Annotated in this window: 10 protein-coding genes; 6 read left to right on the top strand and 4 right to left on the bottom strand. The window is 64.0% G+C overall.

What is annotated here, in order from left to right:
• Positions 1–6: 6 nt before the first annotated feature.
• A complete protein-coding gene (gene dapC, locus GOQ09_RS14390; RefSeq protein ID WP_157614017.1) occupies positions 7–1,227 on the bottom strand; it encodes a succinyldiaminopimelate transaminase in 1,221 nt (406 codons plus the stop codon).
• 117 nt (positions 1,228–1,344) lie between these two features.
• Between dapC and GOQ09_RS14385 the strand changes: the two genes are divergently transcribed.
• The 5 genes from GOQ09_RS14385 (at position 1,345) to GOQ09_RS14365 (ending at position 5,765) form a co-directional block, all read left to right on the top strand.
• Positions 1,345–1,860 carry an RDD family protein gene (locus GOQ09_RS14385; protein WP_157614015.1) on the top strand — a complete coding sequence of 172 codons (516 nt, stop codon included), beginning with the start codon at positions 1,345–1,347 and terminating at the stop codon, positions 1,858–1,860.
• Positions 1,861–1,948: 88 nt separating this feature from the next.
• A complete protein-coding gene (locus GOQ09_RS14380; protein WP_157614013.1) occupies positions 1,949–2,992 on the top strand; it encodes a type IV secretion system protein in 1,044 nt (347 codons plus the stop codon).
• Between the two features lie 2 nt (positions 2,993–2,994).
• Entirely contained in the window at positions 2,995–3,495 is a 501-nt protein-coding gene (locus tag GOQ09_RS26615) for a DUF4189 domain-containing protein (RefSeq protein WP_157614011.1), read from the top strand.
• Positions 3,496–3,501: 6 nt separating this feature from the next.
• On the top strand, positions 3,502–4,140 hold the full coding sequence (locus GOQ09_RS14370) for a hypothetical protein (protein ID WP_157614010.1): 639 nt from the start codon (positions 3,502–3,504) through the stop codon (positions 4,138–4,140).
• Positions 4,137–5,765 (top strand): XVIPCD domain-containing protein, encoded by a 1,629-nt coding sequence (locus GOQ09_RS14365; RefSeq protein ID WP_157614009.1) that lies wholly within the window; start codon positions 4,137–4,139, stop codon positions 5,763–5,765. Before GOQ09_RS14370 ends, GOQ09_RS14365 begins: the two co-directional genes overlap by 4 nt.
• Positions 5,766–5,782: 17 nt before the next feature.
• Here GOQ09_RS14365 and GOQ09_RS14360 read toward each other — a convergent pair whose 3' ends face one another.
• Genes GOQ09_RS14360 through GOQ09_RS14350 form a run of 3 tightly spaced genes read right to left on the bottom strand, consistent with a single transcriptional unit; the run spans position 5,783 to position 9,835 of the window.
• Positions 5,783–6,430: a LysE family translocator gene (locus tag GOQ09_RS14360; protein ID WP_157614008.1), complete on the bottom strand. Its 648-nt coding sequence runs from the start codon at positions 6,428–6,430 to the stop codon at positions 5,783–5,785.
• A gap of 23 nt (positions 6,431–6,453) precedes the next feature.
• Positions 6,454–7,800: an amino-acid N-acetyltransferase gene (gene argA, locus GOQ09_RS14355; protein WP_157614007.1), complete on the bottom strand. Its 1,347-nt coding sequence runs from the start codon at positions 7,798–7,800 to the stop codon at positions 6,454–6,456.
• Between the two features lie 40 nt (positions 7,801–7,840).
• Positions 7,841–9,835 carry an AAA family ATPase gene (locus GOQ09_RS14350; RefSeq protein WP_157614006.1) on the bottom strand — a complete coding sequence of 665 codons (1,995 nt, stop codon included), beginning with the start codon at positions 9,833–9,835 and terminating at the stop codon, positions 7,841–7,843.
• 306 nt (positions 9,836–10,141) lie between these two features.
• On the opposite strand from GOQ09_RS14350, the gene hrpA reads away from it, so the two are divergent.
• Complete coding sequence (gene hrpA, locus GOQ09_RS14345; protein ID WP_431769275.1) at positions 10,142–14,101, top strand: ATP-dependent RNA helicase HrpA; 3,960 nt, start codon at positions 10,142–10,144, stop codon at positions 14,099–14,101.
• The last annotated feature ends 20 nt before the right edge of the window (positions 14,102–14,121 follow it).

Raw genomic sequence — 14,121 nt, 5'->3', positions numbered from 1 at the left:
AGCGGTTCAGCGCTGGCCTTGCGCACCGGACTGGACGAAGCGGACGATGCGTTCGGCGGCTTCCACGCATTCGGCGGTTTCGGCCACCAGAGCCATGCGGATGCGGCCGCGGCCGGGGTTGGGGCTGTGCGCCGTGTCGCGTGCCAGATAGCTCCCCGGCAAAACCGTAACATTGTATTGAGCGTAGAGCGCGCGGGCGAAGGATTCGTCGTCGCCAGCCCACACTTCGGGCACCCCCGCCCACAGGTAGAAGCTGGCGTCGGGCAAGCGCACATCGAGCACCGGTTCGAGCAGGGGCGTGACGGCGGCAAACTTGGCGCGGTACTTGGCGCGGTTTTCGACCACGTGGGCTTCATCGCTCCAGGCCGCGATGCTGGCGGCGGCCACGGTGCCGCTCATCGCGCTGCCGTGGTAGGTGCGATAGAGCAGAAAGCTCTTGATGATGGCCGCATCGCCCGCCACAAAGCCGCTGCGCAGGCCCGGCACGTTGCTGCGCTTGGACAGCGAGGTGAGCGCAATCAGGTTCTTGAAGTCGCTGCGGCCGAGCTTGGCGGCGGCTTCAAGGCCGCTGAGCGGGGGCTCGTCTCGAAAGTAGATTTCGCTGTAGCACTCGTCCGCCGCAATCACGAAACCGAAGCGGTCGGACAGCGCGAAAAGCTTCTTCCATTCGTCCAACGGCATCACGGCGCCGGTCGGGTTGCCGGGCGAGCAGACGAACACCAACTGGGTGCGCTCCCAGATCGCCTCGGGAACGCTGTCCCAATCGACCGCGAAATTGCGCGACGCCACGCTCGGAACGTAATACGGCTCGGCGCCGGCGAGAAGCGCCGCGCCTTCGTAGATTTGATAGAACGGATTGGGCGAAACCACCACCGGCGCGCGGGATGTGCTGGCATCGATCACCGTTTGCGCCAGCGAGAACAGCGCCTCGCGCGAGCCGTTGACCGGCAGCACCTGCGCGGCCGGGTCGAGTTGCAGGCCGTAGCGGCGCTGCAGCCAGTCGGTAAAGGCGGTGCGAAGCTTCAGGTTGCCGGCGGTTGCGGGGTAAGCCGCCAGGGTCGACATGCTGGCAGCCAGCGCGTCCTTGATGAATTCGGGCGTGGCGTGCTTGGGCTCGCCGATGCCCAGGCTGACGGGCGCGTAATCGGCATTGGGCTTGACGCCCTCGAAAAGGAGCCTCAGCCGCTCGAAGGGGTAGGGCTGGAGCTTGGAAAGCAGGGGATTCATGGCCCGATTATGAAGAAAGTCCGGCTTCTATCGATTTGATGCGTGCTCGTGATCGCCAGTCCCATTCACCTGTTCATATGATCAGGTATGGCCATGGGGCCTCAGGGAAGGAAGAACATGGGCAACAAGCCCCCGAGATCGCGCTACGCGCGACAAGAAGCTCGCATTGACAACTGGCAAGTGAGCCGGCCCGCCAGTCGCGGCAGGCGTTTTGCTGGCGTAGTGATCGACCAAGCGTTGGTGTTCTCCACGTTTGGGCTACTGACAAAGTCCACGTTGTGGGGTAACTGGGATCTGGACTCTGGAGCCAGCCCTTGGCAACCCCATTTTGATCACGCGTATCTGGGCTTCGTCATCTTCTGGGGCATGCAGGGATATCTGCTTTTCACCCGGAATCAGACCATTGGCAAGTGGTTGCTCAACATGCGCATCGCCCGACCCGATGGTTCGCATGTGTCGGGCATTCGGATACTTGCACGCTACGGCCTTAGCCTGATGGCGTCGCTTGTTCCTGTGTGGTCTTTGCTGATCAATTGCCTCGTCGACCCTGTCTTCATCTTCGGCGCATCGCGCCGGTGTCTGCACGATGAAATCGCGGACACCGTCGTGCTCGAGATCCGACGTCCTGCCTGACCCGAACACACATTTCGCGACACAGCGCGGTTGCAGCCGATTTACAGGGAATAAGAACTATGACCATGGACATGAGCTTGGCCTTTTTGTGTTGATCTACGCTTGGGTCACCAAGAAGATCGATGACTTCAGCAACCACTTCATGCACAGCGCCATGTCCGCGGTTGCCGCCGTTGCTTTGGTGCTGTTCACAGCCTGGATCATGGTGCAGGGCTTTCGCATCCTGACGGGCCAATCGCGCGAGCCGATGATGGGCTTGGTGGTCAATGCGAGCCGCACGACCCTCATCCTGATCGCCGCCTCCACGATGGCTTTGGGGGGCTCCAGCATCCAGACATTCTTCACCAACACCCTGGCCTCGGGCATCAATGGCCTGGTCACGGGGAGCGATGACTCGCCGGCGAAGGTGATCGACAAGAACCTGGCCTATACGGCGGTGGCGATGGGCGCCATCGAGGGAGCACAGGGGCTCAACGCCAGCATTAGCGCCGACAACGTGGCGGCTGCGGGCCGCGCCTCCCTGATCGCCATGCTGGGCGTGGCCGGCCCACCGATTACGGCGGCGGCTTTGCTGCTGACCTACAAGGTGGCGCTAGCGCTCTTCATCGGACTGGGGCCGATTTTTATCATCTGCCTGATCTTCAAGGTCACCGAGTCGATGTTCTGGCGCTGGCTGAACTACGGACTAGGAACCTTGTTCTCGTTGGCGGTGCTCAGTTTCATGGTTTCGCTCGTATTGGATCTGACACTGCGGGTGGCCGCGGCGCTATGGGCCGGCAATGCGATCATGGCTTTGCTCGACCAGCAAGGCGGTGCTGGGCTGACCAATCAGGCGATGCAGCAAGGGGGTATTGGCCTCTTGATGACGGTGCTGCTGGTCACTGCGCCGGCGATGGCTGCGAGTTTCTTCGGGGGGACGTTGGGGAGCTTCTATGCGTTCACACAAGTGAATGGAGCGGCGAGCGCCAGCCAGCCGGGGCCGCAAGGGCAGGCGCCGGGGACCTATCAGCAGCAAACGGCCCAGACCACGAAAACTGCTCCTCCTGATGAAATAGGCCGTGGTCCACTCGGCGGCGCCCGTACTGCAGGCGTTCCTCCTCCCCCTCCGATCGACGCAGTGAAGAGAAGCTAACCATGTCAACACATCTCTTGCGTAGTTTGCTGGTGATTGGCTTGGCACTCTTGGGAACTGGCGTGGTGCACCCAGAAGGAGGGAGCTGTCCTTTGGGCTACTACCCTATTGGCGGGCAGGGAACAATGGGTTGCGCACCTCTTCCGGGTGCTCAACAGGCGCCGAAGCCGCCGGCAGAGCGGTGGGAGCGCCGGTGGGGAGCAATTGCGACGGACGGGCCTCAAGGCGCCTTGGGCGTAGCCACCGACAAGCAAAGCAAGCGAGAAGCGTCACGAGTGGCCATGCAGGATTGCCAATCGAAGGGTGGAGTGAATTGCAAGATTGACATTGCATATGACAACCAGTGCGCGGTGGTTGTTGTCGGCGACGGTGGGTACAACGTACCGAATGCCCCCACAGCGGACGAAGCCGTTGAGATGGGCATGAAGACATGTCGCAGTGCTGGACGTACCAACTGCCACGTTTACTACTCCGCCTGCAGCCTGCCAGCGCGAATTCGGTAAACGGCCATGAAACGCCTCGTTGCCACTACGCTCCTTATTCTTTTCACCCTCACGCTCCCCGCTTGCGGACAGTCCATGAAACAACCCGATATCAAGCTCAATCCGCAACCCAAGATGCGTTATGAATTGACGCTAATCATTCATGATGCTCCGGGGCCATTTGAATCGGTTACGGGGTTCATGCAGTACGAGGTGCAGAACGAACAGGAGTGCGTGCCAGCAGATGCCATCAGCGGACACCACCAGCGTCTGTCCAGTGACCCCGACATCGAGCTAAGGCGCGTCGGCGACAGTCAAACTTACAAGGGTACGGTCTATCTGGATTGGGTGCAGGACGGCGACTATTACGGATTGGGAGTGTGTCGCTGGAAGATGGTCGGCTTCTCGGGCGTGATGAAGGCAGGCGACGTGACCTTCAATCCGTTTATTTCGGGCGACCAGATCGCGACACAGCAGTCAAAGACTGAATTCTTCGCCAAGAAGATCTACGGGGAAAAAATCGAAGCGTCCCAAGCCCCTGTTCCGGACGAGTTGCGCACGACACCCGGTTTGCATGTTGGTGGAGTGGCGCATTCCGAATGGATTGCCCAACAACCTGAAAACTTCTTCTCCACCACCCTGAGTGCCAAGGAGGACTTCCAATGAGCATCGACGCCAACGAATACGCACGCCTGTCCAACGATTCGTACAACGATCGCTCCCAAGAGAAAAATTCCAACAAGACGGTCCTCATCGGAGGCATCGATTACAAGATTCTCGACGTTGCCAATGACCCCAAAACGGGTTATCAGGGCACGGCCTACCAGCGCATGGACACCGGCGAAGTAGTCATTGCCCACCGGGGCACTGAACCGGACGCCAAGGACGTCAAGGCCGACGCAGGCATGGTCTTCAATGGACGCAACAGCCAGCTCGACGGTGCCGTGGCATTTACGGAAAGGGCCATGGCAAGAGCGCGGGAAACGCAGCCCAACTTTGCCAAGTCCATTGCTGTCTCCATCACCGGCCACTCTCTGGGTGGCACTCTGGCCGAGATCACGGCGGCCAAGTACAGCGTGTATGCCGAAACCTTCAACGCCTACGGCCCAAAGGACTTGACCCACTTGAAACGCTATGGCGTCGACGTGCACGCCCAGCATCCGAATATCGTCAACCATGTGCGTGCCACCGATGTGGTCGGCGCCGGCGGGCCGCACTTGGGACAGGTGAGGATTTATGCCGCGCAGCAGGACATCGAGAGTCTCCGTCATGGCCGCTATATCGGGGGCTCGCAGTTGCCGGGCAATCCGCTGTTAGCGGCGGACGTTTCAGCTCACTCGATCAAGAATTTCCTGCCAGGCAACGAAGCACTGGGCGAGTCGGTTATGAACACGGCCAACGAGGCGCGCGCGCGTGCTCATGCCGGCCCCATCGCGCAATACCGCTATGACGTGATGAAGGGGCGGATCGACTTGCGCACGGTGGCGGACCATAGCCTGCCGCCGATCCCGACCGAGAGCGGCCTGCGACTTGGTGTGCAGGCGGCGGATGCAGCCAGCACGGTGGCGGCAGAGAAGGCAGCGCAAGCCATGTTGTCGGGTGCACAGGCGGTCGGATACGGCGCACAAACTGTCAGCGATGCCACGGGACGGGCCTACGACGCCACAAGCACCGCGGTCGTCCACGCAGCGAAAGCGACCGGCAAGGTCGTCGCTTCAGGCGCACAGGCGGCCAGCCACGCGGCCGAGCGAGCCTACGATGCAACGCGCGAATCGTTGATCACGGGTACCCAGCGGGCAGGGCAAGCACTGCAGGAGAGCGGCCAAAAGATCCGCGATGACGCCTCCCGTGCCGCTGGCAAGTTCACCCGTCCGTGGCTCCTCAGCCAGACAGAAGCAGCCCCGCTCTTGAACCAGCCAGGGCATCCTGGCAACGGGTTCTACAAGCAGTCGCTTGTCGGCTTAGAGAAAATCAATGCTGAGCGCGGCATTCCCTCTGATCACCGCACCTGCAATGCCGCTGGCGCCTTGGCTGCAGGAGCTTGTCAATCCGGCTTCAGACAGATCGACCAGGTGGCGCTGAATGAGGACGGCAGCAAGCTCATTGCGGTGCAAGGTAAGCTTGGCTCGGCGCATTCCAAGGTGGTCGATGTGAACACGATGGTGGCGCTGAACACGCCCTTGGCGCAGAGTTCGCAAGCCTTCGCCGATGCGAAAAATCAGCAACAGAACCAGCGCTTGCAGCAGGCGAATCAGCCTGTCCAGACGCAGGCTGCCCCGGTTCTGTCTTGAGGATGGTCGCCGCCTGCTCAGGTGCCGCTGCGCCGGTAGAACGCCAGCGAGCCGGCCAGCGCCAGCAGCATCGCGCCGCAGGTGCGGTCGATCCAGCGGGCGGCCGCGGCCGTGAGCAGTCGCATGGCCCGTGCGCCGACGAATGCGTAGACCAGCATGACGGCTGCGTCTAGCGAAGCGAACAGCACCGAGATGATGGCGTACTGCATGCCCTGTGCGGCCGACGGGTCAATGAACTGCGGCATCAGCGCCGAGCAGAACAGGTAGCCCTTCGGGTTGGTGACCGCCACCAGGAACGACTTGAGGAAGACCTTGCGGCCTTCTTTGGGGATGCCTTGCGAAGGTTCGGCCGCATTGGCGCGAGGCGCATCGAAGCTGCCACCTTTGGAGCGCAGCATGCGAATGCCCAGCCATGCAAGATACACGGCGCCCACCCACTTGAGCATGGAGAACCAGAACTCCGAGGCTGCGAGCAGCGCGCCCAGGCCGAGCGCCACGGCGCCGACCAGGACGAAGTCGGACAGCACGGCGCCCAGGATGCCCGGCAGCGCGCCGCGCACGCCGCGCCTGGAGCCATTGCTCAACGCCAGCAGCACGGTCGGGCCGGGGGTGGCAATGGCGGCCAGCGCCACGATGGAGAACAGCAGGGCGGTGGCAAGCGTCATGGCGGCGGGCTTCCTTTATGGGTTCAGATTTTTTTGACCAGCACCTGGCTCTTGCGATCCCAGTTGTACTTGCGCTTTCGGGCTTCGGGCAGCCAATCGGGGTTGACCTGCTGGAAGCCGCGCTTCAGAAACCAGTGCATGGTGCGCGTGGTGAGCACGAAGATGCTTTCCAGGCCCATGGCCTTGGCGCGGTGCTCGATGCGCTTGAGGATGCGCTCGCCATCGCCTTGCGATTGCGACTGGGGCGATACAGTCAGCGCCGCCATCTCGGCCGTGCGTGCCTCGGGATAGGGGTAGAGCGCCGCGCAGCCGAAGATCACGCCGTCGTGTTCGATGACGGTGTAGTGGCCCACGTCGCGCTCGATTTCGGTGCGGTCGCGCTTAACCAGGGTGCCGTCGCGCTCGAAGGGTTCGATCAGCTGCAGGATGCCGCCGATGTCATCCACCGTGGCTTCGCGCAGGCTTTCGAGCTTCTCGTCGATGACCATGGTGCCGACGCCGTCGTGCACATACACCTCGAGCAGCAGCGAACCGTCGAGCGCAAAGGGCAGGATGTGGTTGCGCTCCACGCCGGCCTTGCAGGCCTTGACGCAGTGCTGCAGGTAAAACGCGGTGTCGGTGGGTTTTTGCGGCGGCGGCAGCGACGCCAGCAGCTTCTCGGCCGCGGCGAGCGGCAGCTCGGTGTCGATGGGGTTGTCTTCGCTTTCGGGCAGTTCGCTGTCGATGCGGATGCCCGGGATTTCGGTCAGGAAGATCAGCTTGTCCGCCTGGATCGAAATGGCCACGCTGGTGGCAACCTCTTCCATCGTCAGGTTGAAGGCCTCGCCCGTGGGCGAGAAGCCGAAAGGCGACATCAGCACCATGGCGCCGAAATCGAGCGTGCGGCGGATGCCGACCGCATCGACCTTGCGCACCAGGCCCGAATGCTTGAAGTCCACGCCGTCGACCACGCCGATGGGCCGGGCGGTAATGAAGTTGCCCGAGATCACGCGCACTGTAGAGCCGGCCATGGGCGTGTTCGGCAGGCCCTGGCTGAAGGCGGCTTCGATCTCGTAGCGCAGCTGGCCGGCGGCTTCCTGGGCGGAATCGAGCGCCACCTCGTCGGTAATGCGGATGCCGTGCGAATAGCGCGCCTCGTGCCCCTTGGCGGCGAGCTGCTCGTTGACCTGCGGGCGAAAGCCGTGCACCAGCACGATCTTGACGCCCATGCTCTGGATCAGCGCCAGGTCTTGCGCAATGTTTTGCAGCTTGCCCGCCGCAATCGCCTCACCCGCCAGGGCGACCACGAAAGTCTTACCGCGGTGCGTGTGGATGTAGGGCGCGACCGAGCGGAACCAGGGCACGAAGGTGAAGTTGAAAACGGTGGACATGGGGCGTGATTGTGCATTCTTGAACGAAGGTTCGCGCAGCTCAGGCCAACGCGCGCAGCAGCCGGGCGGCACTGGCCCCCGCCACGGGGCCGCCCGGCGCTGCGGCAGGTTCCGAGCCGGGCAGCTTGCGCGCCCTGAAGGTGGCCAGCAGCGCGGCATAGGCGTCGGTCGATTCGCCCGAGTCGGCGGGCAGGTCGAGCATTTCAGCCAGCTGCGAGGGCGCCACGGAGCCTTCGCGCATCAGCGCATCGACCACGGCCATGAAGGCCGGCGTGTGCGCCTCGAGCAGCGCCAGTGCGCGTGCATGCTCCTGCGCCAGCAGCGCCTCGATCTCCGGGTTCGTGGCCTTCAGGTCGGTGTTGAGGTTGTCCTCGGCGTCGTTGGCCACGTCGGTGCGGCTCAGCCGCGTGCCGAAGGCGTAGTGGCGCACGTACTGCGCGGCGAAAGCGGTGGCCTGGCGGATGTCTTGCGACGCACCCGAGGTGCAGGCCTGTTCGCCGAACACCAGTCGCTCCGCGGCCCGGCCCGCCAGACCGACGCAGATACGGTCGCGCAGGTTCTGCCGCGACCATGCCTTGCGGTCTTCGTAGCTGTTGTAGCCGCCCTCGAAAGATGCGACGTTGATCTTGATCTCCTGCGGCGCGCGGCCGAACAGCAGGCCGTAGGCCACGCCGTGGCCCGCCTCGTGCACGGCCAGCAGGGCCCGAAAGTCCTCGTTCGAGCGCTGCTTGAGCCGGTTGAGCTCGAGCGTGACCGCAAAGCTGCGGCGCGCCTCGCGCTTGCCTTTCCGGTACCGCGCCACGATAAAGGCCTTGTCCCCGGCCGTTTCCAGCGACAGCCACACCGGCTCCGAACCGTCCGCGCCTTGCTCCAGCGCCCAGAGCGCGGCGTTGACCAGCGTCGCGCTCAGGATTGCGTGGATGGACGAGAACAGCGGGCGCGTGCCCTGTGCCGGGAAAACGGCATTGGCGTAGATCTGCTCGTACACGCTCGACTCGAGCATGAAGCGCACGCCCGAGCTTTCACGGATCTCTTCCACATATCGGTCGCAGATCGACAGAATCAGCTGCACATAGGTGGCCCGGCTGAACGACGGATAGATGACGTGGTTGTTGCCCAGCCGCGCCACCTGCTCGGGCTTGAAGCGTTCGGACAGCGCCTTCTTCACATCGATGAGAGAGAGCTTCCTGGTCAGCGCGTGGAAGATGTCGGCATCGGTGTCGCAGTCTTCCACGCGGCGCGCGGTTTCGGCATACATCTCGTCGAGGTTGCCCGAGACGAACACCAGCAGCTTGCTGTAGTCGGTCTCCCAGCTTTGCTGCGTGTCGCGGAACGCGCGCAGCCGCGCATGCACCTCGGAAGGCTTCCAGGCCATGATCTGCAGCAGCGTTTCAGGCAGCTTGAGGCAGCGCTTGATCTCTTGCGCTTCCCAGGGCGCGAGGTGAAGCTTGCGCTTCTTCGCCTTCTTTTTGTCGGGCGGGCCGTCGCGGTCTTGTTCATATTCGGCCTGGGCGAGCGACGCCTCGATTTCGCCGAGCATCGACAGCGCCGGCGGCAGCCGGCCATCGGACAGCAGTGCCCACACGTCCTGGTAGCGTTCGACCTTGGCGTCGTGGCCGTTGCTCTGGAGCGTGCGAAAGCGCTGGAACTCGTCGAGCACCAGGATGCCCGGCGTGCCTTCGTCGATGCCCGATTCGGCCAGCATGGCCGAAATCGAACCCCGGCTGCTGTAGCCCGAACCGTGGCTGAAGCCGTCCATCTGCACTTCGATGAATCGGTCGTAAAAGCCCAGATGCTGCGCGAGCCTGCGCACGAGCTGCGTCTTGCCGGTGCCCGTGAGGCCCCAAAGGCACACGATGACCGGGCGGCTGATGAGTTGCGGAAACACGTACCACGCCCGCAGTGAATCGATCACGCGGTCGATGCTGTCGTCGATGCCGAAGAGCTCGGTCTTGAGCGCCTGGGCAACTGCCTGCAGATGGCGCGTCCGCTCGGAGAGCACCGCATGCAGGTCTGGATGAATGTCGTTGGACATGGAAATTCTTGAATAAAACGAAAATGAAGAAGCCGGCGCTCCCTCGCGGGCGAGGAGGCGGCAATGCAGACGCTGTGAAAGGGTCGGTTGCTGCGCTTCGGCCGTGGAAGCGAGCAGGGCGTCCGGTGCAACGGACGCGCGGGCTTCTTCTTCAGGCCGGACGCGGCAGCTCGACCCCGCCATGCACCGAGGCATGGCTTGCGCGGCGGCTGCGCAAAGTGGGGGGTACGAGGAAGGAGGTCATGGGGCGCAATCGTAGCGGTAGGGTGTAGTTGAGTAAAGACTATTTACTCGACGTGTTGCGCAATGGCCGCGCATTGTCGGAGGCGTGCAACAGTGGCGGTGCGCGCCGATAATCGACGGTTTGCCCGCCGCGCATCGCGAATAGCTTTTCCCTTGACGACCACGACACCTTCCGCTCCCTTGCGCATCGACTTTCCCGAGTCGCTCCCGGTCTCCGGCCGGCGCGATGAAATCATGGCCGCCATCGAGGCGCACCAGGTGGTGATCGTCTGCGGCGAAACGGGCTCGGGCAAGACCACGCAACTGCCGAAGATCGCGCTGGCGCTCGGCCGCGGCAAGCTCAACGCACCGCCGGGCAAGGGGCGGCTCATCGGCCACACGCAGCCGCGCCGCATCGCCGCGAGCTCGGTGGCCAAGCGCATTGCCGAAGAGCTGAAAACGCCACTGGGCGACGTGGTCGGCTTCAAGGTGCGCTTTCAGGACCGGCTGAGCCGCGACGCCTCGGTCAAGCTCATGACCGACGGCATCCTGCTGGCGGAGACGCAGACCGATCCGCTGCTGAAGGCCTACGACACGCTGATCATCGACGAGGCGCACGAGCGCTCGCTCAACATCGACTTCCTGCTCGGCTACCTGCGCGAGATTCTTCCGCGCCGGCCCGACCTGAAGGTGATCGTGACCTCGGCCACCATCGATGCCGACCGCTTTGCGCAGCACTTCGCATCGGGCAAGGGGCCAGCGCCGATCATCTACGTGTCGGGCCGTACTTTCCCAGTCGAGCAGCGTTATCGACCCTTTGAGGAGTCGCGCGAACATGACCTGAACGACGCGATTGCAGATGCCGTCGATGAGCTCTGGCGCGATCCGCACAACGCGGGCGACATCCTCGTTTTTCTGCCTGGCGAGCGCGAGATCCGCGAGGCTGCGGACCATTTGCGTCGCCACCTGAGCCACCAGCCGCTGTTGCGCAATGCCGAGGTGCTGCCGCTGTTCGCGCGTCTCTCGGGCCCCGAGCAGGACCGCATCTTCGACGGCCACACGGGCCGGCGCATCGTGCTGGCCACCAACGTGGCCGAAACCTCGCTCACCGTGCCGGGCATCCGCTATGTGATCGACACCGGCACGGCGCGCGTCAAGCGCTACAGCTTCCGCAGCAAGGTCGAGCAATTGCTGGTCGAGCCGATCAGCCAGGCCGCGGCCAACCAGCGCGCGGGCCGCTGCGGGCGCGTAGCGAACGGCATCTGCATTCGGCTTTACGACGAAAAGGACTTCGAAGGCCGGCCGCGTTTTACCGACCCCGAGATCCTGCGTTCATCGCTGGCCGGCGTCATCTTGCGCATGAAGTCGCTGCGCCTGGGCGATGTGGCGCGCTTTCCGTTTCTCGAAGCACCTTCGCCGCGGGCGATTGCCGACGGCTACCAGCTGCTGAACGAGCTGGGCGCGGTCGACGATGCCAACGAACTCACCGCCACCGGTGCCGAGCTGGCCAAGCTACCGCTCGACCCGCGCGTCGGACGGATGATCCTGGAGGCGCGAACGCGTGGCGCGCTCGAAGAGGTGCTCGTCATCGCATCCGCCCTCAGCGTGCAGGACGTGCGCGACCGCCCGATGGATGCGCAGCAGCAGGCCGACCAGGCGCACTCCAAATTCGACGACGAGAAGAGCGAGTTCAGCGGCTACCTGCGGCTGTGGAAATGGATCGGCGATGCGCGCGGCGGGCATGGCGATACGCACAAGCTGAGCAACCGCCAGTACGAGCAGCTGCTGCGCCAGAACTTCATCAACATCCGCCGCGTGCGCGAATGGCGCGACATCCATTCGCAGCTGCTTACGGTCGTGACCGAACACAAGTGGCGCATCAACGCGGAGCCCGCGGGCTACGAACCGCTGCACCTGTCGATGATCGCGGGCCTGCTCGGCAACGTGGGCTGGAAGCTCGAAGACGACGAGGCGTACCTGGGTGCGCGCGGCATCAAGTTCTATCGGCATCCGGGTGCGCACCTGAAGAAAAAGCCCGGCCGCTGGATTGTTGCGGCCGAACTGGTCGAGACCACGCGGCTCTTCGGTCGAGGCATTGCCAACATCGAGCCGCAGTGGCTCGAACAGGTGGCCGGCCATCTGCTGAAGAAGCAGCTTCTCGATCCGCACTGGGAGAAGAAGGGCGCGCAGGTTTCCGCGCTGGAGCGCGCAACGCTTTATGGGCTGGTCGTCTACAGCGGGCGCCGCGTCGATTTCACCAAGGTCGATCCGGTGGCGGCGCGCGAGATCTTCATTCGCGAGGCGCTGGTCGGCGGGCAGTGGGAAAGCAAGTTCCCGTTCCTCACCGCCAACCGCAAGCTGGTGCGCGAGGTCGAGGGGCTGGAGCACAAGGCGCGCCGGCAAGACGTGCTGGTCGATGAAGAGCTGATCTTCGCCTTCTACGACGCGCAGCTGCCCGCCGACGTGGCGAGCGGCATCACCTTCGAGAACTGGTACCGCCATGCCTCGAAGGAGCAGCCGCGCCTGCTGTACCTGACGCGCGAGGAGCTGATGCGCCACCAGGCCGCGGGCATCACCACGCAGGCGTTTCCGCCCACGCTGCGGCTCGGCGGCGTCGACTGTGCCGCGAGCTACCTGCACGGGCCGGGCGACGCGAAGGACGGCCTCACGGTGAGCGTGCCGCTCTTCGTGCTCAACCAGGTGAGCGAAGAGCGCTGCGAATGGCTGGTTACCGGCATGCTCAAGGACAAGATCCAGGCGCTGCTCAAGAGCCTGCCGCAACGCCCGCGCTCGCGCCTCGTGCCGCTGCCCGATTCGGCGGCCAAGCTGGCGGAAGAACTCTCGGCGCCCGAGGTGTTCGGCCACGGCTCGTTGACCGACGTGCTGCTCAAGCGCGTGCGCGATGCCACGAGCATCGACGTGAAGCGCGCCGACTTCAAGCTCGACATGCTGCCGCCGCACCTGTTCATGAACCTGCGCATCGTGGACGAGCACGGGCGCCAGCTTGGCATGGGCCGCAACCTGGGCGCACTCAAGGCCGAACTGGGTGCGCAGGCTCGCGGCGCCTTCCAGGCGCTGGCGGGCCTCAACGTCAAGGCGTCTGCGGAGCGAAAGCCGGCGGACGGCAGCGATGGGCGCGCGCAGGCCAAGGGCAATGCCGCCGCGCCGGCACCGGCCGCGCCGAGCTTGCCCGCCGGCCAGCGCTACACGAGCTGGAGTTTCGGTGAGCTGCCCGAACTGATGGAAGTGCGCCGCGGATCGCAGTCGCTTATTGGATTTCCGGCGCTGCGCGACGAGGGCGATGCCGTCACCATCGAAGTGTTCGACGAACCCGCCGTGGCCGCCGCAAAGCACCGCGCCGGCCTGCGCAGGCTGTTTGCGCTGCAACTGAAAGACGCGCTCAAGTACCTCGAGAAGAACATCCCCGATCTGCAGAAGATGGCGGTGGCCTACATGCCGCTCGGCACATCGGAGGAGTTGCGCACGCAGATCATCGACGTGGCGATCGATCGCGCGTTTCTTCAGGAGCCACTGCCCACCGATGAATTTGCCTTCAAGCGGCGGCTCGAAGAGGGCCGGGGCCGCCTCACGCTGATTGCGAACGAGGTGGCGCGGCTGGCATCGACCATCCTGGTCGAATACGCGGCTGCCGCGCGCAAGATCAAGGACACAAAGATCCAGCCCGAGGCCGTGCAAGACGCCGCGCAGCAGCTGCAACGCCTTGTGGGCAAGCGCTTCATCGCCGATGCACCGTGGACGCAGCTGCAGCATTTCGCGCGGTACCTCAAGGCGATCGTGCTGAGGCTCGACAAGCTGCGCGCGGACCCGGCGCGCGACGCTGCCAAGCTGGCCGAGCTTCGCCCGCAGGAGCAGCGCTACTGGCGGCTGGTGGCGGAGCGCAAGGGCGCGGTGGACGATCGCATGCTCGAGTTTCGCTGGCTGCTCGAAGAGCTTCGCGTGAGCTTTTTTGCACAGGAGCTGCGCACACCGCAGCCGGTGAGCATCAAGCGGCTGGACAAGGCCTGGGCCCAGCTGCAGGCCTGAGGGGCAGGGCGGCAAAAAAG

This window comes from Variovorax paradoxus, assembly GCF_009755665.1.
GTDB classification, from domain to species: domain Bacteria; phylum Pseudomonadota; class Gammaproteobacteria; order Burkholderiales; family Burkholderiaceae_C; genus Variovorax; species Variovorax paradoxus_G.
The sequence above is the reverse complement of the archived record's forward strand: the minus strand, read 5'-3'. Positions and strand labels throughout refer to the sequence as shown.

Excerpts from the sequence above, each read along its gene's own strand:
- GOQ09_RS14350 (WP_157614006.1), bottom strand. The coding sequence starts at position 9,835 with ATGTCCAACGACATTCATCCAGACCTGCATGCGGTGCTCTCCGAGCGG.
- GOQ09_RS14370 (WP_157614010.1), top strand. The coding sequence starts at position 3,502 with ATGAAACGCCTCGTTGCCACTACGCTCCTTATTCTTTTCACCCTCACG.
- GOQ09_RS14360 (WP_157614008.1), bottom strand. The coding sequence starts at position 6,430 with ATGACGCTTGCCACCGCCCTGCTGTTCTCCATCGTGGCGCTGGCCGCC.
- hrpA (WP_431769275.1), top strand. The coding sequence starts at position 10,142 with ATGGCCGCGCATTGTCGGAGGCGTGCAACAGTGGCGGTGCGCGCCGAT.
- dapC (WP_157614017.1), bottom strand. The coding sequence starts at position 1,227 with ATGAATCCCCTGCTTTCCAAGCTCCAGCCCTACCCCTTCGAGCGGCTG.
- GOQ09_RS14365 (WP_157614009.1), top strand. The coding sequence starts at position 4,137 with ATGAGCATCGACGCCAACGAATACGCACGCCTGTCCAACGATTCGTAC.
- GOQ09_RS26615 (WP_157614011.1), top strand. The coding sequence starts at position 2,995 with ATGTCAACACATCTCTTGCGTAGTTTGCTGGTGATTGGCTTGGCACTC.
- argA (WP_157614007.1), bottom strand. The coding sequence starts at position 7,800 with ATGTCCACCGTTTTCAACTTCACCTTCGTGCCCTGGTTCCGCTCGGTC.
- GOQ09_RS14385 (WP_157614015.1), top strand. The coding sequence starts at position 1,345 with ATGGGCAACAAGCCCCCGAGATCGCGCTACGCGCGACAAGAAGCTCGC.